This window comes from Leptotrichia wadei, from assembly GCF_007990545.2.
Classification (GTDB): Bacteria; Fusobacteriota; Fusobacteriia; order Fusobacteriales; family Leptotrichiaceae; genus Leptotrichia; species Leptotrichia wadei.
Map to the genome: position 1 here is coordinate 2,100,482 of NZ_AP019829.2, position 24,994 is coordinate 2,125,475.

General features: G+C 30.0%; 23 protein-coding genes and 1 other RNA gene. 11 read left to right on the plus strand and 13 right to left on the minus strand.

What is annotated here, in order from left to right; all coding sequences use genetic code 11:
- Nucleotides 1-84 precede the first annotated feature (84 nt).
- Nucleotides 85-287: non-coding RNA, 6S RNA (gene ssrS, locus FVE73_RS09605), on the plus strand.
- A gap of 139 nt (nucleotides 288-426) precedes the next feature.
- Here ssrS and tgt read toward each other — a convergent pair.
- The 7 genes from tgt to nadN form a co-directional block, all read right to left on the minus strand.
- A complete protein-coding gene (gene tgt, locus FVE73_RS09610) occupies nucleotides 427-1,608 on the minus strand; it encodes a tRNA guanosine(34) transglycosylase Tgt (RefSeq protein ID WP_018498243.1) in 1,182 nt (393 codons plus the stop codon).
- Between the two features lie 102 nt (nucleotides 1,609-1,710).
- Complete coding sequence (locus FVE73_RS09615; protein ID WP_018498244.1) at nucleotides 1,711-3,378, minus strand: bifunctional metallophosphatase/5'-nucleotidase; 1,668 nt, start codon at nucleotides 3,376-3,378, stop codon at nucleotides 1,711-1,713.
- A 5-nt stretch (nucleotides 3,379-3,383) separates the two neighbouring features.
- Nucleotides 3,384-3,803, minus strand: a complete 420-nt coding sequence (locus tag FVE73_RS09620; protein ID WP_018498245.1) for a MazG nucleotide pyrophosphohydrolase domain-containing protein — start codon at nucleotides 3,801-3,803, stop codon at nucleotides 3,384-3,386.
- A gap of 22 nt (nucleotides 3,804-3,825) precedes the next feature.
- Nucleotides 3,826-4,680: a carboxylating nicotinate-nucleotide diphosphorylase gene (nadC, locus tag FVE73_RS09625; protein ID WP_018498246.1), complete on the minus strand. Its 855-nt coding sequence runs from the start codon at nucleotides 4,678-4,680 to the stop codon at nucleotides 3,826-3,828.
- On the minus strand, nucleotides 4,658-5,959 hold the full coding sequence (locus FVE73_RS09630; RefSeq protein ID WP_018498247.1) for an L-aspartate oxidase: 1,302 nt from the start codon (nucleotides 5,957-5,959) through the stop codon (nucleotides 4,658-4,660). Before FVE73_RS09630 ends, nadC begins: the two co-directional genes overlap by 23 nt.
- 1 nt (nucleotide 5,960) lies before the next feature.
- A complete protein-coding gene (nadA, locus tag FVE73_RS09635; RefSeq protein WP_018498248.1) occupies nucleotides 5,961-6,857 on the minus strand; it encodes a quinolinate synthase NadA in 897 nt (298 codons plus the stop codon).
- A 311-nt stretch (nucleotides 6,858-7,168) separates the two neighbouring features.
- A complete protein-coding gene (gene nadN, locus FVE73_RS09640; protein ID WP_018498250.1) occupies nucleotides 7,169-8,959 on the minus strand; it encodes an NAD nucleotidase in 1,791 nt (596 codons plus the stop codon).
- A gap of 220 nt (nucleotides 8,960-9,179) precedes the next feature.
- Here nadN and FVE73_RS09645 point away from each other — a divergent pair, with 220 nt between their 5' ends.
- From FVE73_RS09645 to FVE73_RS09665, 5 genes are all read left to right on the plus strand, one after another.
- Nucleotides 9,180-9,440 (plus strand): hypothetical protein, encoded by a 261-nt coding sequence (locus FVE73_RS09645; RefSeq protein WP_018498251.1) that lies wholly within the window; start codon nucleotides 9,180-9,182, stop codon nucleotides 9,438-9,440.
- Nucleotides 9,441-9,490: 50 nt separating this feature from the next.
- Nucleotides 9,491-9,658, plus strand: a complete 168-nt coding sequence (locus FVE73_RS09650; protein WP_018498252.1) for a hypothetical protein — start codon at nucleotides 9,491-9,493, stop codon at nucleotides 9,656-9,658.
- 119 nt (nucleotides 9,659-9,777) lie between these two features.
- Nucleotides 9,778-10,407 (plus strand): adenylate kinase, encoded by a 630-nt coding sequence (locus FVE73_RS09655; protein WP_018498253.1) that lies wholly within the window; start codon nucleotides 9,778-9,780, stop codon nucleotides 10,405-10,407.
- A 279-nt stretch (nucleotides 10,408-10,686) separates the two neighbouring features.
- A complete protein-coding gene (gene map, locus FVE73_RS09660) occupies nucleotides 10,687-11,460 on the plus strand; it encodes a type I methionyl aminopeptidase (RefSeq protein ID WP_018498254.1) in 774 nt (257 codons plus the stop codon).
- Nucleotides 11,461-11,497: 37 nt separating this feature from the next.
- Nucleotides 11,498-11,875 carry a DUF1304 domain-containing protein gene (locus FVE73_RS09665; protein ID WP_018498255.1) on the plus strand — a complete coding sequence of 126 codons (378 nt, stop codon included), beginning with the start codon at nucleotides 11,498-11,500 and terminating at the stop codon, nucleotides 11,873-11,875.
- 113 nt (nucleotides 11,876-11,988) lie between these two features.
- Here FVE73_RS09665 and FVE73_RS09670 read toward each other — a convergent pair whose 3' ends face one another.
- From FVE73_RS09670 to glmS, 5 genes are all read right to left on the minus strand, one after another.
- Complete coding sequence (locus tag FVE73_RS09670) at nucleotides 11,989-13,158, minus strand: hypothetical protein (protein ID WP_018498256.1); 1,170 nt, start codon at nucleotides 13,156-13,158, stop codon at nucleotides 11,989-11,991.
- A gap of 88 nt (nucleotides 13,159-13,246) precedes the next feature.
- A complete protein-coding gene (locus tag FVE73_RS09675) occupies nucleotides 13,247-14,128 on the minus strand; it encodes a hypothetical protein (RefSeq protein ID WP_018498257.1) in 882 nt (293 codons plus the stop codon).
- 385 nt (nucleotides 14,129-14,513) lie between these two features.
- A complete protein-coding gene (locus tag FVE73_RS09680) occupies nucleotides 14,514-15,278 on the minus strand; it encodes a site-2 protease family protein (RefSeq protein WP_018498258.1) in 765 nt (254 codons plus the stop codon).
- A gap of 549 nt (nucleotides 15,279-15,827) precedes the next feature.
- Nucleotides 15,828-16,139, minus strand: coding sequence for a hypothetical protein (locus FVE73_RS09685; protein ID WP_015770275.1), 312 nt, complete (start codon nucleotides 16,137-16,139; stop codon nucleotides 15,828-15,830).
- A gap of 50 nt (nucleotides 16,140-16,189) precedes the next feature.
- A complete protein-coding gene (glmS, locus tag FVE73_RS09690; RefSeq protein ID WP_018498260.1) occupies nucleotides 16,190-18,019 on the minus strand; it encodes a glutamine--fructose-6-phosphate transaminase (isomerizing) in 1,830 nt (609 codons plus the stop codon).
- Between the two features lie 401 nt (nucleotides 18,020-18,420).
- On the opposite strand from glmS, the gene FVE73_RS09695 reads away from it, so the two are divergent.
- The 5 genes from FVE73_RS09695 (at nucleotide 18,421) to FVE73_RS09715 (ending at nucleotide 23,568) form a co-directional block, all read left to right on the plus strand.
- Complete coding sequence (locus FVE73_RS09695) at nucleotides 18,421-19,299, plus strand: peptidyl-prolyl cis-trans isomerase (RefSeq protein WP_018498261.1); 879 nt, start codon at nucleotides 18,421-18,423, stop codon at nucleotides 19,297-19,299.
- Nucleotides 19,300-19,480: 181 nt separating this feature from the next.
- Nucleotides 19,481-21,034 carry a hypothetical protein gene (locus FVE73_RS09700; protein ID WP_018498262.1) on the plus strand — a complete coding sequence of 518 codons (1,554 nt, stop codon included), beginning with the start codon at nucleotides 19,481-19,483 and terminating at the stop codon, nucleotides 21,032-21,034.
- 96 nt (nucleotides 21,035-21,130) lie between these two features.
- Nucleotides 21,131-21,880, plus strand: a complete 750-nt coding sequence (phnC, locus tag FVE73_RS09705) for a phosphonate ABC transporter ATP-binding protein (RefSeq protein ID WP_018498263.1) — start codon at nucleotides 21,131-21,133, stop codon at nucleotides 21,878-21,880.
- Nucleotides 21,881-21,892: 12 nt separating this feature from the next.
- Entirely contained in the window at nucleotides 21,893-22,687 is a 795-nt protein-coding gene (locus tag FVE73_RS09710) for a PhnE/PtxC family ABC transporter permease (protein WP_018498264.1), read from the plus strand.
- A 74-nt stretch (nucleotides 22,688-22,761) separates the two neighbouring features.
- Nucleotides 22,762-23,568: a PhnE/PtxC family ABC transporter permease gene (locus tag FVE73_RS09715; protein ID WP_232058513.1), complete on the plus strand. Its 807-nt coding sequence runs from the start codon at nucleotides 22,762-22,764 to the stop codon at nucleotides 23,566-23,568.
- 92 nt (nucleotides 23,569-23,660) lie between these two features.
- On the opposite strand, the gene secY is transcribed toward FVE73_RS09715, so the two are convergent.
- Nucleotides 23,661-24,968 (minus strand): preprotein translocase subunit SecY, encoded by a 1,308-nt coding sequence (gene secY, locus FVE73_RS09720; RefSeq protein WP_018498266.1) that lies wholly within the window; start codon nucleotides 24,966-24,968, stop codon nucleotides 23,661-23,663.
- Nucleotides 24,969-24,994: the final 26 nt, after the last annotated feature.

Below are 24,994 nucleotides of genomic sequence, written 5' to 3' on the forward strand. Positions count from 1 at the left end.
AAAGAATATTTGACATTTTTTCATATAACAGTTATAATATTTAAGAAGCAAAAGTACAAATCAAATAAATATTGAATATATAATAAATTTCTGGTCTATACGCCACTAACATCGAATTTTTGGGCTTTACTCTTTTTTTATGGGGTTATCCCTTTGTAAATTGTCTCAGGAAAATCACGACTACTTCAAGTTTTGTACGGATTCTGTACGATTTATAAATATGACTACCACCTGTAACATTTTGCAGGCAACCAAAAATTAAGTTAGAACGGTAGATCGGATTTTTTTTATTTAAAATGTTAAAGTTATTGCGAGCGAAATATTGGTTATGCCTTCTACTCTTTCAAATTATTTCATAAAAATCTCTTTATTCCATATAAAATTTTAAAAAAATTGCAAGGTTATTATTCCCTGCATTTTTTTATTTTATATCGATTTTGGCTTTATCCATTCACTTTCTTTCCCCATGGCATAGTTTTTCAGCAGTTCTTCTTTATATTCCTTAAATCTTCCGTCAATGATTGCCTCACGTGCATTATCCATAAGTTTTAGCAAAAAATGCAAATTATGATATGTTGCAAGCCTTTGTCCCAAAATTTCTCCAGCCTTGAATAAATGTCTTATATATGCTCTTGTATAATTTTTACAGGCATAACAGTCACAACCTTCATCAAGTGGTCTGTCGTCTCTTGAATAAATCGCATTTTTTATAACAAGACGTCCATACTTCGTAAATACAGTACCGTGTCTACCAATTCTTGTAGGCTGAACACAATCCATCATATCAATTCCATGTTCCACAGCCTCAAGCATATCCGCTGGCTCTCCAACTCCCATTAAATATCGCGGCTTATTCTCAGGCAATTTGGGCGTAATATATTTTAAAATTCTATACATATCCTCACGTGGCTCTCCAACTGCAAGCCCCCCTAAAGCATACCCTGCAAATCCATAGTCAGCCTCATACAATTCCTCAAGGCTTTTATCCCGCAAATCCTCATAAATTCCACCTTGCACAATTGCAAAAAGCCCCTGTCTATCCTTATTTCTATTTGCTTCAATACAACGTTTTGCCCATCTTGAGGTTCTTTCAATAGATGGAATCAAATATTCACGTGTTGATAATCCTGGCGGGCATTCATCCAGCACCATCATAATGTCGCTCCCCAGATTATTTTGAATTGAAATAGATTTTTCAGGCGATAAAAAGTGCTTTGATCCATCCAGATGCGAACGGAAATAAACACCTTCTTCCTTTATTTTTCTCAAATCTCCCAGACTGAATACCTGAAATCCACCACTATCAGTTAATATCGGTCTATCCCATCTCATAAATCCATGAAGTCCGCCAAAATCATTTACTAATTCATCTCCTGGACGTAAATACAAATGATATGTATTCCCAAGAATAATTTGAGAATTAATTTCTTCCAGTTCTTCCTTGGTCATAGCCTTTACTGTTGCCTGTGTTCCAACTGGCATAAATACTGGAGTTTTTATTTCTCCATGTGGAGTTGTTATAACTCCCGCACGTGCATTTCCATCACTTTTTTCCAATTTATATTTTATTGGATTGTTAAAATCCTGATTTTCCTTTTCGATACTCATTATTTCTTTTCTCTCCTAAATTTATTTTTTATTAATTTGAAAAGTTTATAAAATACAATTTAATACAGTATTTTTTTAATGCATAACTTTAAAAAAAATTTGTTATAATCCTACAATTTCCCAATTATTATGACTTTTCCCTTCTATCACCCCATTTTTTACATTTCGTATATAGTCAATCATCATATTTTGAATAGTTCCATCAATTTCTCCAATTTTTTCCTTAGATGCCCATAATACTGGGATTTTCTGCCCATCAAAAATTCCGCCCTTTCTTGCCAGCTGCTCAAATCTGTAAGCATTCATTCCAACTTTCAGTTCCATTTCAGAAGTTATCTCTTTTCCATTTACAAGCATTAAATTGGTAATTTTATTGCCTTTTTCATTTCTCAAGTCAATTTTATACTTCACTCCACCAAAAATATCAAAAGTCACATATTTTCTTCCAGCACGTTCACTATTATACCGATATTTCGTATCTCCAGGCTGTATCGTGTCAAAATAGTCAGCAGCCCATTCCATATAATCTTTCAGTTGCTTTCCTGTCATTTTATATATTGTAACATCTCCGCCCGCATATCTGTAATTGTAAACTATGTCCTTTCTCCTGATTTCCCCCTTATTAAGCCTTACATTTTCATAATTATATGCAAATGAAACCACATCTGCTCCGCTATAATAAAGTTCTACATCCGTTATAAACGAAGACAGCCCAGTATCTTTGGCAAAAGCTGCCGACACACCGTGAAATTTCCCTTTTGGCACCATATCATTTAAAGTTTCGCCCACTTTTTCATTTGCAATTTTACAAAGTCTGTTATGAAAAGGCTTGTAAATTTTTTCTATTTCTGGATCAGGCTCCTCATCTTTTACAGGAACAGTTGTCGAATCCTTGCTTATTAAACTGATTTTCCCATTTTCAATTTCAAATTTTAAATCGACTTCTGAAACAAAAGTGCCGTATCTATGCGGCTCTGTAATTAAAACACCGTTAATTATTTCCTTTGGAACATTCTGATGCATGTGCCCCGCAACAATTACATCTATTTCAGGTACAGCATTTGCCAAATCTCTCACTCCAGTTTCTGGAATGTTATTTTCATTTTCAATTCCCATGTGAGCAACTACGACAATCGCATTTGCCCCTTCAGATTTTAATTTTTCTATTTGCCTTCTAGTTTCATTTATAGGCGATACAAAGTAAAAATCCTTCAAGTAGCCTGTATCTTCTTCAAACTGTGCCGACATTGGAGTTGACAATCCAATAACTCCTATTTTTATGCCATCTCTTTCAATGATTACAGAAGCATTTAAATATCTTTTTTTATTTTTTGAAAAATTAGTGTCATTTTCGGCATTTTCATTGTAATATAAATTAGCTGCCAATTTATTAAATTTCATATCCCTTAAAATATTTGACAAAGTTGGCATTCCAAAGTTAAATTCGTGATTTCCAGGTACAAAGACATCATATCCCACGTAATTTAAAATTTGTGGTACAGGATGCTTTGGAACCATCGCAAATTTTTCTATCCAGTTATCCTGTATCGCATCCCCAACTTCCACTAAAATCACATTTTTATTTTCTTTCCTAATTTTTTTTATCAATGTTGAAATCTGCGCATAAGAGCCTGACCTGTCCTCCTCATCTGCCCCATAGTTCCAAGCCAGTACTCTTCCATGTACATCACTTGTTCCAAGTATTTTTATATTCACTTCCCTTTTATTTTCTTTTTTTTCTAAGCAAGCATCAATATTTTTCATTGACATAATTTCTATTTTCCCTCTTCTTTTTTATTTTTTTTATTTTCCATTATATTTTTCCATTTTTCCCGAGCTTCATAAATTGAAAATTCCCTTCCATATTTCACTTTATTCAATTCATCCTTTATGTAAAAGATTTTTTCCAAATCAATCCCATAGTCATTCGCAATCGCAATAACATAATAAAAAACATCAAACACTTCCTCCTCAATCGTTCCCTTTATATTTTTCCCATCAAATCTCACATTTTTCCTAATATTTTCAGCCAGTTCCCCAAACTCCTCAATTAATTTTAAAACTAATCTTTGTCCATTTTCTCTTTTTTGCTGCGATTTTTCCTTATCTCTACTTTCATCTAAAGTCCCTTTTTCTATTCTTTTAATCAGATATTGGACTTCCTTAAGTGTCATATCTTCAGCATTACTTTTCATAAAAATTTATCCCCTTTCTTTCTTATTCTATATACCTCAAATTTTTTAGACTTAAATCTAAAATTTTAGCTGAATGTGTTATAGCTCCACTTGAAACATAGTCAATCTCCAATCCTTTAAAGCGATTTATATTATTAATGTCTATATTTCCAGAACATTCTATTATAGCTTTCTTTCCTATAACTTTTATGGCCTTTTTGATAGTTTCTATACCCATATTGTCAAGCATAATTATATCTGCCCCAGCTCTAACTGCCTCTTCCACCCCTTCTAAATCTTCAACTTCTATTTCAATTTTTTTAATAAAAGGAGAATATTCTCTAGCAAGTTTTATAGCTTTTGTTATTGAACCAGCGGCACTTATATGATTGTCTTTTAGCATTATCGCATCAGAAAGATTATATCTGTGGTTATACCCTCCACCAGCTACAACTGCGTACTTTTCAAATATTCTCATATTCGGAACAGTTTTTCTTGTATCTAGTAAACATATGTTCTTATCGTCCAGTGCTTCTATCATTTTTTTTGTATAAGTTGCAATTCCACTCATTCTTTGCAAATAATTTAAAGCTACTCTTTCAGAAGAAAGCAATGCTTTTACATCATCTCTTATCTTTAGTATCAGATCTTTTTTAAAAACTTCATCCCCATCCTTTTTATATTCAGTAAAAACAGGAGAACCATTTAACTCAAAAACTCTTTTAAATACATCAAGTCCCGCTAAAATACCTTCTCCCTTGGAATATAAAGAAATTTCCGCCAGTCTATCATCCTTATAAATTGCATTTGTACTTACATCTTCTGAAGTAATATCCTCTTTTAATGCTAATTTGATTGAATTATCCATTTGAAATTTATCTATTTTTCTCAAACTCATCTTCTTTTATCCTTTGCTCTATAATATTTTTATTTTCTTTTATTTTATTTTCTATTTCAAAAACTTCTTTTTCAATATTTTTAAATGCATTATCTGCTGTCACATTATTATAATTAGAGACGTTATTTTCAGCATTAATCGAATGGGCTGCTCTTTTTCCAAACACAACACTTTCTAATAATGAATTGCTTGCAAGCCTGTTTTGCCCATGAACACCCGTACAGGCAACTTCACCAACAGCATACAAATTTTTCATTGAAGTTTTTGAATCCATATTAACCTTGATTCCTCCCATTGTATAATGCTGAGCAGGAACTACTGGAACTTTATCTTTCAATACATTTATATCTTTTTTTATTAATTGTTTATAAATATTTGGAAATCTTTTTTCAATATCTAATTTTATTGTGCTAAAATCCAACCATTCATATTCAGATTTGTCTTTTTTCATTTCTTCCAGTATTGCTCTCGTAACTTCATCCCTAGGTTTTAACTCATCTGTAAATCTTTGAAATTTCTGATTTAAAAGCACCGCTCCTTCCCCTCTTACTGATTCCGAAATCAAAAATTTCCTTTCATTATCTTTTGTATAAAATGTCGTTGGATGTATTTGAACATATGAAATATCCTTTAATTCTATATTATGTCTGATAGCTGCCGCTATCCCATCTCCTCTTATATGAGAAAAATTTGTAGTATTCTTATATATTCCGCCTATCCCTCCTGTTGCTAAAACTGTGAATTTAGATTTTATGGAAAATATCTCTTTATTTTTGACTACAATACCAAAACAATTATTATTTTCTTCAATTATATCTAAAAATTCGCAATTTTCTATTATTTTTATGTTCTTTTTTTCCAAAACTTTTTTTATAAGGCTTTCCATTATGTACTTACCAGTTCGATCTTCACAATATAAAATTCTAAATTTTCTATGTCCTCCTTCTCTTGTATAAAAAAGACCTTTTTTATCACCTGTAAATTTTACTCCCATTTCAATCAAAGTCTTTACAGCTTCTTCTGATTCATCAACTAATATTTCGACTGCTTTTCTGTCATTTTTATAATGACCTGCAATTAAAGTATCTTCAATATAGTCTTCTCTATCCTCTTTTCCCCTGCAAACAGATATTCCACCCTGTGCAAGATAAGAATTACTGTCTTTAAGCTCCTTTTTTGTTATTAAGCATATATTTATACTGTCATCTAATGTCAAAGCACAAATCAATGCTGCAACTCCAGAACCAATTATAACCACATCGTAATTTTCAGCTTTCATTTCAATCCCCTGCCAATTCTAACATTCTTTCCAAAGGAATTAGAGCTTTTTTAGCTATTTCATCATCAACTTTCAGTTCATCTCCACCTTCCGTCAAAATTTTTTCAATTTTCTCCAAGGTATTTTTCTTCATACTTCTGCATATCAAAGTATCTGCAAAATGCAATTTCTTATTAGGAGCTTTCTTATATATTTCAAATCTAATTCCTCTTTCAGTTACAATTATAAATTCATCTCCCTCTTTTAAAGCCTCGGCGATTATCCCGCTTGTACTCCCGATATAGTCTGCTAATTTTAAAATTTCTTCCTTGCATTCTGGATGAGCCAAAACTTTTGCATTGGGATATTCTTCTTTTAATTTCTTTACATTTTCCAAATGCACTAAATTATGTACACAACAATAACCTTCATTTAAAATAATATTTTTATTTTTTACTTGTTTTGCAATATATGAGGCTAAATTTCCATCAGGAACTATGAAGATATTTTTTTCTTTTAATTTACTTACAATTTTAAGTGCATTGGATGAAGTTATACAGACATCACAATGTGCTTTAATTTCAGCTGTTGAATTTATATAGCATACTACCGACAAATCGCTGTACTTTTCTCTCATTTCCTTTATTTTTTTTATAGTTATCATATGTGCCATAGGACAGTCAGCATAAATATCAACCATATACACTGTTTTTTCTGGATTTAAAATTTTTATACTTTCACCCATAAAATATACTCCTGCCATTATTATTGTCTTATTTTTCAGCTTTGTCGCAGTCTTAGCTAAATAAAAAGAATCTCCAACATAGTCAGCAATCTCCTGTACATCTCCATCTACATAATAATGAGCTAAAATCGCCACATCTTTTTCTTTTTGTAATTTTTTTATTCTCTCTTTCATTGCTCTTGCTACCAAAAATGTGTCAAAATATAGTCAACACACTAGAATATTACTGCTTCATCGAGCATACTTTTGATCAAAACATACTTTTTTGCTCTCCACAGTCGTAAATTCCCGACTAGCTATCGGTACATATAATATATTCTCTTTTGCTATTAATCTATATAGTAGCATTTCTCCTTTTTTTATTTAGAATATATTATTTATGCTAAAACAGTATAATTTTTAAGATTAAAGCTCCTAAAATATTTCATAAAATTTTTTAATACTGTCAACCCCCTCTGCTTAAAAAGCTAAATTATTCAGAAGTTTTAATATTTAAAAATTACATTTGTAGATTTTGGTTTTCCAAGCTCTTTTTTCTCCTTCAAATAATCAATAAACATCTTTGTATCGCTTAAATGAGTATCGTTTCCTCTTTTTTGCGCCGTAATTTTCCCTAATGTTGTATATCCGTCTTTTCCTTTGGCAATATATGAATTTACAGCTAACATATAAGTTTTTTTAGCATCAATTGGTATCCATTTATTTGCTTTAAAGTCAAATACTTCTATTTTTTTAACTCTTGTTCCAAGAGTCCCTTCCTTTGTTGCTTCGTATCTAATTCCCGCACCATAAGGGAAAGCTCCTGTTGATCCGCCATTTAATACATAATCAATCGCATCTTCCAAAATTTGCTTTACTTCTGCACCTGTAACATCTGTTATAAATACTGTATTTGAAGTAAATGGCAATAATGAATATGCCAAATCGTATGAAAAATCTCCAGGATTTAGCGTAATTCTTACATTTCCTGCATTCCCAATTACAAAATCAACATTTCCAGTTCCTGTATTTCTCAATTTATACAAAACAGATTCTGCCACAAGAGTTGTTGCGAATGAACCGTCTTTATTATGTTCGCTTGGCACTCTGTTATCTGAACCCCCTGGAATTTCTTCAGTAATTTTACCAATTTTACGTTTTCCAAGTTCTGTTTTTTCCTTTTGGTATCTTTCTAAAAGTTTTGCTAAGGCTGGATCATTTTTTATAGCAACTATATTTTTATTATTTTTTATTGAATTTAAAATCTTGCTTTTTTCCTTTTCGTCAAGCTGAACAGCTTTACCATCAGCACCTTTCACTTCAAAAAAGTCATCTCCAATTAGCAGTTTTGGTGCAGGAGTTAATTCTGTAATCACTCCATTCTTATCAAATTTTGCCTTCATTTCACCAAGCAAATATGAATAATTCCACGCTTCTGCAATGTAGACAGGATTTCCATTAGGCGAATTTACTTTTTTAGGATAACTGTCAGCTTCAGGAACTAATCCGAACTGCTCAAATTCCTTTCCTAGCAAGTAATGCGTATCTCCTGATATAATCAAGTCAATTCCATCAACTTTTTGCCCAATTTCCACATTTTTTTCATATCCTGCGTGAGATAACAGCACTATTTTATTTATTCCCTTATCTTGAAGTTCCTTTGCATATTTTCTGGCTGTTTCAACTTCATCTAAAAATTTAATATCTTCTCCTGGACTAGAAGACTCCTTCGTTTTTTTCACAACATCTATCCCAATAATTCCTACATTTTGTCCGCCAATATTTTTTATAATATAAGGCTTCCATTTCCCTTCCAGTATGCTTCCCTTGTCAGGCACTACATTAGATGAAACTACTGGTATTTTCAAAACGTCTAGAAATGCTCCTAAAACTTTATTCCCATCATCAAATTCATGATTTCCCAGAGTATAGGCATCAAAATTAATCGCATTCATAAGTTCAGCATCCGCTTTTCCCTCAAATAACGTATAATAAAGAGTCCCTGTTACCGCATCACCTGCATGAACCACAAGAGTATTTTTATTATTTTTTCTAAAATTCTTGATTTCTTGTCCCACTCTAGGCAATCCCCCAATATGCACCGTAACTGTTTTTCCATCCAGCTTAATTGGCATTTTTTCTTCTTCCAGATGTGAGTGATGGTCATTAATATGAGCAACATTTAACTCAAATGTACTTTGAGAATTTTTCCCAGCTGCTTTTTTAATAGTTTTTGCTTCTACATTTGCCACTGGCAGTAATGCCAATACTAAACCTAACAAAAGTAACTTTTTCATAATTTTTACCTCCTGCATTATATAATTTCTATTTTTCAAATTTTATATTTCCAGTTTAATTATAACTTGATTTTCAAAAAAAATCACTAAAAAAAATAATTTTTTTTAAACATAGATTTCAAATAAATTTGACAATATTTTTTAATAAATATGTGCTATAATTCAAAAAACAATTTTTTTATTGTTAAAAAATAATTTTTAAAGAAGGGAAGATGGTATAATGAATATCAGAAATCTTATAAAAAAAATGATTCTAATTTTTGGAGTTATTGGAATCTCACTCACATCTTTTGCAGCACCTAGAAGAAATAACAGAGTAGTATATGTAAAAAAAGAACCTACACGTAAAGTAATAATAAGAAGAAGATATATTTTCGTGAAAGTTCCTAGAAGAAGAAATTCAAAAGTAGTATATGTAAAAAAAGAACCTACACGTAGACAAAGAGCTGCCGCTAGAGCGAGAGCTGCCAGAAGAAGATAATTTAACAAAAAATAGCAATAAATCTCTGACTTTTACAAGCGGGAGATGAATTGCTTTTTTTTATAAATGCTATGTTTGTTGAGGCTTTGAATATAAAAGAAAGAAAAAGAAAATGGTTAAAAGAAAAAGTAGAAAAAATATTATCAAAAATAAGTGAAATAAAAAATAATATAATCGTTGTTGTAAAAGACAGCAGTTATTTTTTATTTCAAAGTTAAATTCATTATTTTTTAAAAAAAATGAAAAAGAAAATTGAAAAATAACTATTAAAATGTTAAAATTAAGTATAGATAAATAATTTAGAAAGGAGCGATATTTAAAATATCGGATAGTAATTATGAATATAGTGTTATTTGGAGCACCTGGAGCAGGGAAAGGGACTCAAGCAAAAGAATTAATTAAAAAATATGAAATTCCTCAAATTTCAACTGGAGACATTTTAAGAGCGGCAATCGCTAATAAAACTCCACTTGGACTGGAAGCAAAAAAATTGATGGATGAAGGAAAATTGGTTTCAGACGACATCGTAAATGGACTTGTAGAAGCAAGACTTAAAGAAGATGACTGTAAAAAAGGGTTCATTTTGGATGGATTTCCAAGAACTGTGGCTCAGGCCAAAGAACTTGATAAAATTTTAGCAAAATCAAATAGAGAAATTGAAAAAGTAATTGCACTTGAAGTAAGTGATGAAGAAATTATTGAAAGAATTACAGGAAGAAGAGTTTCTAAAAAAACTGGTAAAATCTACCACATAAAATATAATCCGCCAGTTGACGAAAATCCAGAAGACTTGGAACAAAGAGCAGATGATAACGAAGAAACAGTTAAAAAAAGATTGGCAGTTTATAACGAACAAACAGCACCAGTATTGGATTTTTACAAAAATCAAAATAAAGTTTATAGCGTAGACGGTGCAAAAAAACTGGAAGAAATTACAAAAGATATAATTGATATTTTGGAAAAATAAAATATAGCCTTATTCAAGAACTATAAATTATAAAGCAAGGCAGCTTGATTCCTTGTTCAAATAAAATATATGTTGTTGAACATATCTAATAGAATTAATTTTAATACTAAATCTCATTTAAAAATAGAAGTTATATTTTATATTATTTGCTAACAAAAGAGCTTGACCTTGACCCCTTGTAAAGAAATTTAGAATTAGTTTACTGTTTAAAATGGGAAATAGTATAAATTGTTATCAATATTTAAATTAAAAAAAGAAATTTAGAAAGAAGAAGAAAAAATGATAATTTACAAAACATTAGATGAAATAAAAAAAATAAAAAAAGCTAATGAAATAATCGCAAGACTTTTTGAAGATGTATTGCCAAAATATGTAAAAGCTGGAATAAGCACTTATGAACTTGATCAAATAGCAGAAGATTACATTAGAAGCCAAGGGGCAATCCCAGGGACAAAAGGGTATGACATAGGAAGTCCATATCCTCCATATCCAGCTGCAACTTGTATTTCTGTAAATGAAGTTGTAGTACATGGTATTCCTAGCAAAAAGCAAATTTTAAAAGAAGGGGATATTTTGACAATTGACACAGTAACAGTGCTTGATGGATATTTTGGAGATTCTGCAATTACTTATGCTGTTGGAGAAATTGATGAAACTTCTAAAAAATTGATGGAAGTTACTGAAAAGGCAAGAGCTATTGGAATTGAAGCTGCACATGCTGGAAATAGAATTGGCGACATTGGACATGCTATTCAAGAATATGTGGAAAGTTTTGGATTCTCACTTGTAAGGGATTTTGCAGGGCACGGAGTTGGAAAGGAAATGCACGAAGATCCAATTATCCCAAATTATGGAAAAGCTGGAACTGGAGCTAAAATTGAAGACGGAATGGTAATTACAGTTGAACCAATGGTAAACGTCGGAACTTATAAAGTAAAAATATTGCCTGATATGTGGACTGCCGTTACAAAAGATGGAAAACGTTCAGCCCAATATGAACACAGTTTTGCCATTATTGATGGAAAGCCTGTAATTTTAAGTGTAAGAGATTAATAAAAAATTAAAAATATAATGAAGGGAGAGAATTAGATTGAGCATACTGGCATTCATATTAATATTATTCGTGGCAATAGAGCATTATTACATATTAATTCTTGAAATGTACCTGAACGAAAGCAAATCCATCCAAAAAAACTTTGGATTGGAACTAGACTTTCTAAAAGATGAACATGTAAAAAAAATGCTGGCAAATCAAGGACTATACAACGGTTTTCTTGCCTCAGGATTAATGTGGAGTTTAACCGAAAGCGGAGAATTTCAATTTCAAATTGCAATTTTCTTCCTGATTTGTATTATCTGTGCAGCAATCTATGGTTCTGTAACAGTTTCTAAAAAAATCTTTTTATTGCAGGGAATACCTGCATTAATGGCTTTTATTTTATTGTTATTGCCATTGATAATTTCATAATTTTATAAATGCACCTGAAATGAAGAAAAGTTTTAGGTGTATTTTTTGTAAATAATAACAAGGGGTCAATAACCCCCTGCTACAAGTTTATTCGCAAAATCTAATTTTAAAAATTAACCTTTTATATGTTTTTTACTATTTTTATCAGGATTTTCAATTTTATCCTTCTCTTTTTTTCTTTCATTTTTTAGAACTTCATCCAACAGTTTAATTACTCTTGTATTTTCAAAATCCTTTCTATATTTGTTTACTACACTTTCATCAGCAACTGCAAGCATTTGGGCAACAGCTAGATAAAGTTCCAGTTCTGACTGCTCGTTAAAGTATACATCTTCATAACTTACATCCTTTGTTGAAACGTTGTCTAAATAATATTTTACTGCACTTCCCACTCCATAATTCATCATATTTTTAGCTATCTCTATTTCTGCGATTTTTAACTCAAATCCTCTTACATAATCATTTGGAATACCAAATTCCTTTTGATTTTTATCAATTTTAAAATAATCTACTATTCGTTTATATTTGCTGGTTTCCTCTTTTTGACTTTTTATAGTGTCTTTTCCATCGTCAAGGATTTCCTTTATACTTTCAGAATAAGTTTTACTATCTTCTTCAGTATCTTCTGCTTCATCCAAATCATCACTTTCATCTTCATTTTTATTTTGTATAATTCCATTTTTTTCATCGTATAAAAATCCATCTGGAAGATCATTCGCTTCATTATTTGTACTGTTATCTTCTTCATTTAAATAATCTCCCAATGTATTAATAAATGAAATCATCTCCAAATTATCATTTAATATTTCAACCAAATCCATAACTGGAGTTCCTTTATAGCTTCGCTTTAAAAGATTATAATATTTTTTAGCAATTTTTTCATCACCTTTTAGTTTGTAATAGCTCCATTCATTTGACAATCTATCAAATTTTGACGAGTATTTTGAAATTTTGTCCATATATTGTCTTGCTTTTTTAAAATCCTTTTGGTCTCCAATCATATATGCACCAGCAATAGTTGCTCCCAATGTTTCGTTTCTCTCATCTTTTTCATAAATTTCCTTCAGTTTTAGAAAATCATCATTTTCTTTTCCATCTTCTGTAAAAAAATTTTTTTCATCTTTAATATCATATTGAAATTTTATAGTTTCATCAATAATATCCTGTTTTATCCCAATTTTAGAAAGCCTATCCTGTATAAGCTCTGCCCGTGTATATGCCAGTGATTTTGAATTTAAACTAAAAAACAATGGCAACGACAATAATATAAACAATTTTTTCATAAATTTCCTCCTGTTTTTATATAAATTTTATTTAAATATATTTTGTTTATTTACTGGAAAGGAACTATTATTTCCTTATTAAGCAGTATTAATTTACCATTTTTGCCAAGAAATCCTTATCTTTTTCAGTTTCTTCTTGAATTTTCTTAGCAATCCAAGTATCTTCTAATTTTGCTCCATTACTTATTTTAAGCATAATTTCCCGTATTTCTTCATTCATTATTACAACGTTAAAATAAAGTATAACTTCAGCACGAAGATTATAATTCCGTATTTCATCACTAACATTATCATTCACAACATTATCCAAATACTCTGCAACAGCCTGCTTCACTTCTCTCTTATCAAATAATCCACGAATTTTATTCAAATAATAAGTCAATTTCATCAGATGATATTCCTCATCAGAAACTCCTATTTTTTTTCTTTCGCTTTCATCCTTTAACAATTTCAAAACTTTTTCTGTCAACATCTGTTTTTCCTCAGGATTTTTTGCCACAAAAATTTTTGATAGTGCTATTATCGAAGGATCACTATATTTTTTAGGAATTTCATCCATGTATTTTTCAAATTCAGGCATATTTCCTTGTTCCAAAGCATACATCATTTTTGAAAAAGTTTTTGTATATTCATAGGGTGTATATTTTTCAAATAAATCCAAATATTTTTTATAATCTCCACTTATTTTTGATTCAAAAATAGTAATCAATGCCTGTGCGGCTATATAATTCCTCTTATCCTTTTGAAGCAATTTTTCCAGCTTTGCGACCCGTTCTCGTATGATTTTCTCATCTTCCTCAAAATATTGCGTATCACGTATTTCATAATCCAATGCAATCGTTTCATCAATCAATTCTTGCTTAACTCCAAGTTTTGACAATGTTTCCTGAATCTTTTCCTTTTGTGTAAATCCATATATTTCAAAATTTATCATTAAAAATATTCCTAAAATCAAGAATAATTTTCTCATCTTTACCACATCCTTAAAATTTTGATAAAAACATCTCCTTTAATATTCATTGTACAGTCATTTGCAAAAGTTTAAAACTTTCAACAAACATAGTATTTTTTATGCTTTAATTTCTTATTTTTTCCATTTTCTGACAAGGAGTCTTGACCCTTGTAATTATAAATACTGTTGTCATTCAGTCTTCATCGCTTTTACTTTTATACTCAAACCCATTTAAAATTGAACTATTAAAAATTACATAAACCTAAGGTTGGGATAAAATAGTCATAACTTTTGAGTTCGTCTTTAAATCATTTGTACTATACAATCGCCTATATTTTTTATACATTATAGTATATCCCACATTTTTGATTTTTAAAAATTTTTTCTTGATTTTTTTTGAAATTTAAAACATCAAATTAAAATTAATTCCCGCTAATTTTAAAAGGAACTCCACAATTACTATAAATCCATTCATTAGAATTCGACTTCCAAAGTAAACTATGGCAAATATAATTAAAATTCCATATTTTTCAATTTTATCATAAAATTTTCTTACTCTCTTACCAGAAAAAGAATAAATTATCCTTCCACCATCCAAAGGTGTTATTGGTATTAAATTAAACATACCAAGCAACAAATTTATTAGATATGTATAAAGCAGAACTGTCATAAAAATATTTTCAATATCCAAGTATTTCCCAAGATATTTTAATAAAAGAAGTGAAACTGCAGCAATAATAAAATTTACAGTTATTCCAGCTATCGCAACACAAAATAACCCAAGCCGATGTGGTCTTAGATTATCAAAATTCACTGGAACAGGCTTTGCCCAGCCTACCAAAAACTTAAATCCGCTCAAAAGTATTAAAATAGGCAAAATTATCCCTGTCAAGTCAATATGCTTTAGGGGATTCAAGGTTATCCTTCCATTCATTTTTGCCGTATTATCCCCAAATTTATAAGCCACATATCCATGTGCCACCTCATGAAAAGTCATTGATATTACAAAAACCGCAAGTGAAATTATCATATCCCTTGAAATTTCCACCACAAAAAAAATTCTTGCAATAAAATAAGCAATAACTGCAACAATAATCCCCAATTTTATTCCCGAATACCGTGGATTCAAACTCTTAAACCTGTCATAATAGTCTTTTAATTTTTTCACAAAATTTCCTTTCTAAATTTGACTTTACATAATATTTTTTATTCATTACTCAAATTCATCACCCAAAATCCAATTCCTATTGCATAAATTATATCAAATTTTCCCAAAAATAACAAAACATTTTAAAAATTTGATGGATTAAAGTATTTAAATCTTTTTTTACAAATAAAAAAAACAACCTTATGTAAAAGTTGTTGTTTTTAACGAATAATTTAACCCTTGTTTTGATGGATACTCTACTTTAACCCGTACTTTTGAGAAAATTCTTTATTTATCGGTGTTACAGAGATTTTTTCAGACATTAAAATCGCATTTTTTTGACTAATTTTTGTTATTTTTTGCTGTTTTTTTGGCATTTTCCGTAACTCCTAGCCTGCATTTTTACTGGCTTTCAATAGATTTTTCCTTGATTTTTTTAATTTTGGTAATGGTAGGAATTTTTACTACAAACTTATTTTACCACATTTTTTTGATTTTTCAAAATTTTTTTTAAAAAATGGAGTACCAAAACTGATACTCCAAGTAACTTCTTTTTACTACATTTTTGCACTATTTTTTAAACATTCCAGTAACTTTGCCGGCCAAGTCCTTTGCTCCTTCTACAGTTTTATCTACTGCTTTTTCAGCACCTTTTTCCACATCTTTAACAATTTTGTTATTTGCTGCTTTATTAGCCAAGTCTTTTGCACCTTCCACAGTTTTTTCAAAAACTTCTTCAGTTCCTTTTTTAATATTTTGAGCAACTTCGCTTCCAGCAATTTCCTTTGTTTTGTCAGCAGCTTTGTCAGCCAAGTCTTTTGCTCCATCTACAGTTTTTTTCAATGCATCTTCTGCACCTTTTTTTAAATCGTCAAATTTCATAATTTTTTCCTCCATTTTTTTTATTTATAATTATTAAATAACTATCTTTTTTATTCTACAGTTACTGATTTTGCCAAGTTTCTAGGCTTATCAACATCATTTCCCTTTAATTTTGATAAATAGTATGCCAATAACTGATGAATTACGATTGTAGGGAATCCTGCGTAATCATCTTCCACATTTGGAATATAGAATACTTCATCTGCCACTTCTTCCACAACTGTATTTCCTTCTTTTGCAACTGCAATGACATAAGCTCCCCTTGATGTGACTTCCTTTATGTTTGATACTGATTTTTCAAATAAGTCAGATTGTGTAGCATTTACAACAACTGGTACTCCATCTGTAATTAATGCTATAGTTCCGTGTTTCAATTCCCCTGAAGCAAAGGCTTCTGAATGAATATACGAGATTTCTTTAGATTTTAGGGCACCTTCCACAGCGATTACATAATCAAGTCCACGCCCAAGATAGAACATGCTTTCGCTATCCTTGATTTTATCAGCAACATCTTTGATTTTTTCATCGTATTCCAGCATTCTTTGAATACTTTGTTCTACTTCATACAATTTTTTAATATTCTCAGCTGCTTCATCTTTTGTAATTTTTCCAAATTTATATGCAAAATCAATTGCCATTAAGTTTAAAATTACCATTTGAGTAGTGTATGCTTTTGTAGAGGCAACGGCAATTTCAGGTCCTGCCCAAGTGTAAATAACATGATCTGCTTCTCTTGCTACCGAAGATCCTACCACATTTGTAATTGCAACAACTCTTGCACCATGTCTTTTAGCTTCCTTCATAGCTTCAAGCGTATCCAAAGTTTCTCCAGACTGGCTTAACACAATAACCAATGTTTTATCATCAATTACAGGATTTCTATATCTAAATTCAGAAGCAATGTCAACATCTACACGTATTCTAGTTTTTTTCTCAATAATATGCTTTCCGGCAAGCCCTGCATGATAAGCAGTTCCACAAGCCACAATATAAATATCGTTAATTCCACTCAAATATTCCTTTGTAAGCCCCGCATTATCAAAATTAATGTTGTAATTTCCATCAACTCTGCTGTTTAATGTTTTTACAAGTACTTCAGGCTGTTCAAAAATTTCCTTTTCCATAAAATATTCATATCCACCTTTAGAAGCGGCTTCCAAATCCCATTCAATATGAGTTATTTCTCTTTTTTTCTCATTTCCGTCAGCATCCATAATTTTTACAGAATCTTTTTTTATTTCCACAATTTCATTATTTTCAATTAAATAAACATCTCTCGTATATTTTAAAATAGCAGGAATATCAGACGCAATAAAGTTTTCTCCCTTTCCAATTCCAACTATTAACGGACTTTCCTTTCTAGCCGCAATAATTCTATCAGGCTCCTTAACAGACATGATTCCAAGCGCATAGGCACCCTTTATAACTTTTAGCAATTTTTTTACTGTTTCAAGAATATCTCCTGTATAAAGTTCGTCCAATAAATGTGCCACAACTTCTGTATCAGTTTCTGATTTAAATTCATATCCTTTTGCAATTAAATCTCTTTTCAACTCTAAATAATTTTCAATAATTCCATTATGAACAACAACTAATGTTTTATCCTTATTAAAATGGGGATGCGAATTTTCATCAGATGGCTTTCCGTGAGTTGCCCATCTTGTATGCCCAATCGCAACTGTCCCTTTAAGCGGATGTTTTTCCAGTTCATCAGCCAAATTTTTCAATCTTCCCACTTTTTTCACAATCTCAAACTTTTCACTTCCAGTATTAACAGCAATCCCAGCTGAATCATACCCTCTGTACTCTAACTTTTCCAACCCGTCAATAACAAAATCTTGAGCATTTTTTGCTCCAATGTAACCTACAATTCCACACATAGTATCTTCTCCTTTAATAATATAAAATTACTAGAAAATGTTACTATAATAATTTTGTAATTCCAATTACTTGAAATTTTTGTATATTATTGAGGCTGTAACCACCTAAAGAGCATCCGCCGATATTTCGATGACTCTTTTCCTCGTCTTCTTTATACATAAATTTTATATTTTCAAAATTACTCCTAAAGAACTGGCGCTTTTTTATATTTTTATTTCCTAGTTTAAATGATTATATCAAATTTTCCGTATTTTTTCAATATATATACAAATTTTTTAAATAAAATAAAAAAAATTATTCTACTTTTATTTAATTAATTTGAAATGTTTGCAATGTTGTGATATACTAGAGCTATAAATTTAGAAATTTAAATAAACAAATTAAATTGGAGGATTCTAAGATGAACAATAAATTAAAAATGGGTATTATAACAACATTATGCATATTTGCATTATCTTGTGGAAATGGACAAAATGGAAAAGTACTATTTGAATCAGCAGATAAAAAAATAAAAGTATACGAAAATGAAGTTGATATTGAATTACAAAAAAATTTATTTTCTAACGGTTTGACACAAAAGGATCTTACACCTGACCAAATTAAGCAAATGAAACAATCTATTATTAAAAATATCGCTTTAAATAGAGCACTTGCAATAAAAGGTAAAGAAGAAAAACTTGACAAAGATAAAAAATATACGGAAAATCAAAATGTTATAAAAGAACAATTATTAGCAAGCTTAACTTTAGTTAATGAAGTTAATGGTAAAGTTAATGTTACTGACGAAGAAGCTAAAAAATATTATGATGCAAACCCTGCTGCATTCACTCTTCAAGAAGATTCTGCAAAATTACAAATTATAGCCTTCAAAGCTGCTGACTCTGCAACAGCAAACCAAGTATTAAAGGATGTTCTTGCAAATCCTAATAATTTTACTACGTATGCACGTAAATACAATGCAAATATTCCTGGAGTTCCTGAAAATGGAGAAACCCCTGAAATTCCAGAAAGTCGTTTAGGTGCATTAGGTGCAGCTATTAAAAATGTACCAGCTGGACAAATTGTTAATAGCGTAGTTAAGGTTGACAATGCTTTATATATTGTAAGAGTATTGGAAAAGAACTCTAAAGGTGTAATTCCTTTTGAAAAAGTTAAAGAAGCTATCAAAACTCAAGTTAAAAATCAAAAAAGACAAATTGAACAACAAAATTATTTAAAATCTGTATCTGATGAATTTAAACTTTCAAATATGGATGATGCAATAAAAAATATTAAATAATTTAATTGATTATAGTAATGTTTAGGCGTTATAAAAATCCGTTAACAGTAGTACTTCATAAAACAAGGGGAAAATTTCCCCTTATTAAAAAATATAAAAAATTAAAATAAAAAAATGCTATATTAACAGAATTTTATTTACCTCTATAAATAATAAAAATCACATTAAAGGAGGGTTTTTTGTGAAAATTTTAAAATACTTGTTAAGTGCTGTATTGCTAGTATTAGTCATATTTCTTTTTGGTATTATGTTTTCAAGTAATATCGTTTCATTTATGGCAAGATCCAAACATTCTGAATTTGAAAATGTAAAATATTCTGTAAAAAATAGTCGGATGGTTTTTGATAATTTTGTAGTTAATGGAAAAAATCTTGGAAAAGGACATGCCACAGTTGGAATAGTACGAACTGGACTGTTTAAACTTGTGCCAAAATTGACAATTTCTAACCTGAAGTTGGAAGATGTAAATTTAGATAGCATTTATAAGGAAAAAAATTCTCAAATTGATACTTTTACAGAAAAAATAAATTCTCTTAGTGCTCAAGAAAAGGCAGATAAAACAACTGCTGATTTCATTAAAGAAACGACAGATAAAGTTGCAACTTTAACAACTAATACTGATAGCCTTATTAATAGCAAATGGAGAGAAAATATTGAAAAAATCAATGTTTTGAAAAAAAATTATGCAGAACTTACAGATTTAAAGAGTAAAGCTCAAAAAATTGTAGAATTAAATAATGAAATTAAACCACTTGTGAAGTCTATAAATTCTGAAAAGGAAAATATTGAAAAAAATATTTCTGAAATCGAGCTGGAAAGGGATATTGCACTTGCAAACGTTTCTGATAATTTGACTAAACTTGAAAAAGAAATTTCATTAAATGACTTTAACAATAATTCTAATAGTAATGTTCAAAATATGAATTTATACATATTCCTAGATAAAGGGAAAGATTTAGAGACATCACTAAACACAGCTTTAAAAGCTACTGCTCTTATAAAGGAAATAAAAGATTTAAATATTAGAATTTCAGATATAGATATTAACGAAGGAAAAATTGTGGCTAAAGGGTTAAATGGAGATATTTCCCAAGTAAGTGGCGAAGTTTTATTGCAAAATAATTCAAAGGCTTTGATAAAAGGTCAAAATAATGGCTATGAGATTACTTATAACAAAGATAACTTTACTTCTAAAACTTTATTTTCAATTAATAAAATAGGTTCACTTATTGAATATTCCAAAAATGATCTAATTGAAGGAAAAACTATAAAACTTTCTTCAGAACTTGTTATGGAAAATGATAATTTTAAAAACTTGAATCATACTGTCTTGACTGATGAAGAAAAAACATTGCTAACTCAAAAAATTGAAAACTTGAGAAATAACAATTATCAGCAAATTATGACAAAATATGAGGAAGACAATAAAAATATTGAAACATTAATTGATACTGTTTATGCTCAAAAGGACAAGCTTGACAAGTTACAAAGGGATTTACTGTCACTTGGAACTATTATTGCAGTTGAACAGCCTGCCGTAATTAATAATGAAAACACTCCACAAAATAACAGTTCAGCAATCAATATCTTAAATAATAATGCAAGCTCCAGCAATACTAACAATAATAACAGTAATAACAATAATACCGATAGCAGCAGTAATAATGCAAATAATAATGCAGAAAAGCAAAATGGCAATCAAAATACTAATAAAATTAATATTGGAAACAGATAAATCTTATAATAGGCATACCGATACTGATATGCCTTATTTTTTAAAATATTATTTGTATAGTAAAACTAAACTTGAATTTTAGAAAGGAATTTTTTTATGTTATTAAGTGTAAAAAATATTTTAAAGGAATATAACAATGGAACAACTGCCTTAAAAAATGTCTCATTTGAAGTGGAAAAAGGTGAATTTATCTCCATCATTGGACCGTCGGGTTCTGGAAAATCGACATTGCTTAGAAGTATTAATAAAATGATTGATATTTCCCAAGGTTCGATTTTATTTAAAAATAGGAATATTGAAAAATTGAAGAAAAAAGAAATCGAGCTTGTAAGGCGTGAAATTGGTATGATTTTTCAAAATTATAATCTTGTGGAAAGACTGACTGTTATTGAAAATGTGCTTCATGGGCGGCTTGGATATAAGTCGGTATTTGCTGGAATACTTGGGATTTATTCAGAAGAGGAAAAAAAAGAGGCTTTTAAATTTTTAGAAAAGGTAAACATGACTAAATATGCCTATCAGAAATGTAACGAACTTTCAGGTGGGCAAAAACAGCGTGTGGGAATTGCAAGAGCGATAATGCAAAAGCCAAAACTGCTTCTCTGTGATGAGCCAATCGCTTCACTTGACCCCAAAACTGCCGAAAATATAATGGATTATTTAAAAAAAATTGTTACAGAACTGAAAATTACGTGCATTGTCAATCTTCATCAAGTTGATATTGCAAAAAAATATTCAAACAGAATTATTGCCTTAAATAAAGGTGAGAAAATTTTTGATGATAAACCAGAGCATCTTACAGATGATATGATTGAATTTATTTATAAAGATGAAGAATTGGATTAACAGGAGGATTTTATGAATTTAAACGAAAAAGATATTTTTAAACAGAGATTTCATTCTAAAATTGTATTTATATTAATAATTATTTCACTTTACGTAATATCCTCTATTATTTCAGGCTTTCAAAATGGAACGGCATTTTCCTCAATTCCAGCTGGAATTTTTTGGCTACTTCAAAAATTTATCCCCACACAAAATGCCCTTCAATATTTTCCTGAAATAATAAATTCTGCTTTAAAAACAGTTTTACTTGCCATAACTTCCACAATAATTTCAGCAATATTTGCCTCATTTTTAGCAATCATCGGTTCAAATTCAACTGGAATCAATATTTTTACAAAAATTATAACAAAAGTAATCGCTTCATTTTTTAGAAATATGCCAATTGTAGCCTGGTCATTAATACTTGTATTTTCCTTTAAGCAAAGCCAATTTACAGGCTTTCTGGCGTTATTTCTAATAACATTTGGATATTTGACACGTGCCTTTTCTGAAACAATAGATGATGTTGCAGGTGATGTAATTGAAGCATTAAAATCAGTAGGAGCTTCATACTTTCAAATAATATTTTGTGGAGTTATTCCAAGTATATCTTCCCAGCTTTTATCCTGGCTTCTATTTTTCATAGAAACTGGAGTTAGAGAATCAACATTAGTTGGAATTTTAACAGGAACTGGAATTGGATTTACATTTAGCTTATATTACAAAAGTTTCCGTTACGATGCCGCTGGGCTTGTAATTTTAGTCGTTACAGTGATTGTAGTTGGTGTAGAAATGCTTTCAAACAAACTTAGAAGTGAATTAATGTAAAATATTTGAATAATTCTCTTTATTATAAAAATAAAAAGAAGAAAAATAAAATAAAAAAGAAGGTGAATATTCTTTTGGAAAAAATAAAAATAAAAAAACTTACAAAATCAAGAATTTATTTATACACAACCTTATCAGTATTATCAGTTATTACCGTTTATACTTTAGCCACAATGGATTTTGGCGGTGTCAATATCATTGAAGCAACTAGACATTTTTTCAAGGACTTAAAAACAATGTTTTTTTCTCCAAGTTTATCTGACAGATACACTTATGCCCAAGTGTTTCAAAGCCTTGCAGTAACAATCGCCCTAGCAGTCCTTACAACAATAATTGGCTCATTTATAGCATTATTTTTATCTTTTTTTGCAGCCCAAAATCTTTCCAATAAACATTTATCAAAAACTATAAAATTAGGTTTATCCTTTATTCGAGCAATCCCAACAATATTATGGGTTATGGTCTTTTCAGTCGTCGCAAATGTTGGAGTAGAAGCTGCAATTATAGGAATGACCTTCCACAGTATCGCCTACCTCGTAAAAGCCTATTCTGAAAGCATCGAAGAGATAGACAGCGGAATTATCGAAGCTTTGAGAGCAACAGGAGCTTCATTTTGGAAAATTATCTTTCAAGGAGTTTTACCAAGCACTGTAACTTCCATTTTATCCTGGACTTTTATCCGTTTTGAAATAAACTTTACAAATGCAGTTTTAGTTGGAGCTGCTGCTGGAGCTGGTGGAATTGGATACGATATGTTTATGTCTGGAACAATGTATTTTGATATACGTGAAATTGGAGTATTTGTATACTTAATATTTGGTGTAGCAATTATATTGGAATTTATTTCATATTTATTGAGAAAAAAATATTTGAAAAATTAAAATTTTTATTATATAAATAAATAAAAAAATCTCTAAAAAGAATTTTACCTAGTTAGAGATTTTTTATTTTATATAAATTCTAAATTTTAATATTAACGATGTCTTCTATTTACAAAGCTCTTCATATGTTTAACTGCCAAGAATGAGTCTATTTGCAATAATATTTCTACAGCAGTCCCAACTAAAATTAGTAAACTTGTTCCTCCAAGCATTACTGGAAGATTTAAAATATATCCAAACCAAATATTTGGCATAATTCCCAATAATGATAAAAATATTGCACTCCCAAATGTTACTCTCGTTGCAACTTTTTCCAAATAATCAGCAGTTTCCTTTCCAGCTCTTATTGTTGGAATTGTTCCTCCACTTTGCTTCAAATCATCTGCTACCTTATCTGGATCAAAAGCAATTGTAAGTGTATAGAAAAATGAAAATACTGTAATTAATATTGCAAATAAAAGTAAGTAAAAAACTCCTTTCGGCTCAAATTGAGCTGCTAAAAAGTTTTTTAAATTTCCAGATTTCATCATTGATACTAAAAATGAAGGTGCTGCCATCAAAACTGATGCAAAGATTATTGGCATTACTCCAGACATATTTATTTTTAATGGCAAGTATGTTCTTTTTCCAACAGTACTTTGCCCACCGCCAAATCCAAGACTTCCTTTTCCAGCATATTGGATAGGAATTCTTCTTTCAGCCAATTGAACAATTACCATTAATGCAATAAATATTATAAATACTATTACTGATAATCCCAATAAAACTTTTCCCATTCCACTAGGCAATCCAGCATACATATTACTAATAACAGATGGCAATCCTGCAACAATATTTAAGAAAATCAACATTGATGTCCCATTTCCAATACCTCTTATTGAGATTCTTTCAGAGATCCACATTAAAAATGAAGTTCCACCTGTAATTAAAACTACTGTACTAAGTACAAATTTTGGACCTGGTTCTAATACTAACCCTTGATTTTGCATTAATATTGCAATTCCAAAAGATTGAATTATTGCAAGTACAATTGTTACATATCTTGACCACTGAGTTATTTTATCTCTTTCTTTTCCACCTTCCTTTTGCATTTCATCAATTTTAGGAAAAATAACTCCTAATAATTGAAATACAATGGAAGCATTAATGTAAGGGACAATTCCCAATGCAAAAATTGAAGCTCTTTCAACAGCTCCACCTGAAAATAAATTTAAAAATTGAGCAATCGCATTTCCTTGCTGGAAATTTTTAAAAGCTTCTGTATTAATTCCAGGAACTGCTATGTGAATTCCAACTCTTGCAACCATTATCATAAGTAATGTAAATGTTACTCTTTTTTCTAACTCAGGTATATTAAAAATAGCTTTTACCCTACTTGATACTGCTTCAGCTAGAGTCAATTCTATCACTCCTTTAGTGTATGAAG

What these genes read in the sequence shown, in the direction of transcription:
- nadA (WP_018498248.1), bottom strand. Translation starts at nt 6,857, where the DNA reads ATGAAAGAGAGAATAAAAAAATTACAAAAAGAAAAAGATGTGGCGATT.
- FVE73_RS09675 (WP_018498257.1), bottom strand. Translation starts at nt 14,128, where the DNA reads ATGAGAAAATTATTCTTGATTTTAGGAATATTTTTAATGATAAATTTT.
- FVE73_RS09630 (WP_018498247.1), bottom strand. Translation starts at nt 5,959, where the DNA reads ATGAAAGCTGAAAATTACGATGTGGTTATAATTGGTTCTGGAGTTGCA.
- FVE73_RS09695 (WP_018498261.1), top strand. Translation starts at nt 18,421, where the DNA reads ATGAACAATAAATTAAAAATGGGTATTATAACAACATTATGCATATTT.
- FVE73_RS09710 (WP_018498264.1), top strand. Translation starts at nt 21,893, where the DNA reads ATGAATTTAAACGAAAAAGATATTTTTAAACAGAGATTTCATTCTAAA.
- FVE73_RS09645 (WP_018498251.1), top strand. Translation starts at nt 9,180, where the DNA reads ATGAATATCAGAAATCTTATAAAAAAAATGATTCTAATTTTTGGAGTT.
- FVE73_RS09685 (WP_015770275.1), bottom strand. Translation starts at nt 16,139, where the DNA reads ATGAAATTTGACGATTTAAAAAAAGGTGCAGAAGATGCATTGAAAAAA.
- tgt (WP_018498243.1), bottom strand. Translation starts at nt 1,608, where the DNA reads ATGAGTATCGAAAAGGAAAATCAGGATTTTAACAATCCAATAAAATAT.
- FVE73_RS09620 (WP_018498245.1), bottom strand. Translation starts at nt 3,803, where the DNA reads ATGAAAAGTAATGCTGAAGATATGACACTTAAGGAAGTCCAATATCTG.
- FVE73_RS09655 (WP_018498253.1), top strand. Translation starts at nt 9,778, where the DNA reads ATGAATATAGTGTTATTTGGAGCACCTGGAGCAGGGAAAGGGACTCAA.
- phnC (WP_018498263.1), top strand. Translation starts at nt 21,131, where the DNA reads ATGTTATTAAGTGTAAAAAATATTTTAAAGGAATATAACAATGGAACA.
- map (WP_018498254.1), top strand. Translation starts at nt 10,687, where the DNA reads ATGATAATTTACAAAACATTAGATGAAATAAAAAAAATAAAAAAAGCT.
- nadC (WP_018498246.1), bottom strand. Translation starts at nt 4,680, where the DNA reads ATGAGTTTGAGAAAAATAGATAAATTTCAAATGGATAATTCAATCAAA.
- FVE73_RS09670 (WP_018498256.1), bottom strand. Translation starts at nt 13,158, where the DNA reads ATGAAAAAATTGTTTATATTATTGTCGTTGCCATTGTTTTTTAGTTTA.
- glmS (WP_018498260.1), bottom strand. Translation starts at nt 18,019, where the DNA reads ATGTGTGGAATTGTAGGTTACATTGGAGCAAAAAATGCTCAAGATTTT.
- nadN (WP_018498250.1), bottom strand. Translation starts at nt 8,959, where the DNA reads ATGAAAAAGTTACTTTTGTTAGGTTTAGTATTGGCATTACTGCCAGTG.
- FVE73_RS09615 (WP_018498244.1), bottom strand. Translation starts at nt 3,378, where the DNA reads ATGTCAATGAAAAATATTGATGCTTGCTTAGAAAAAAAAGAAAATAAA.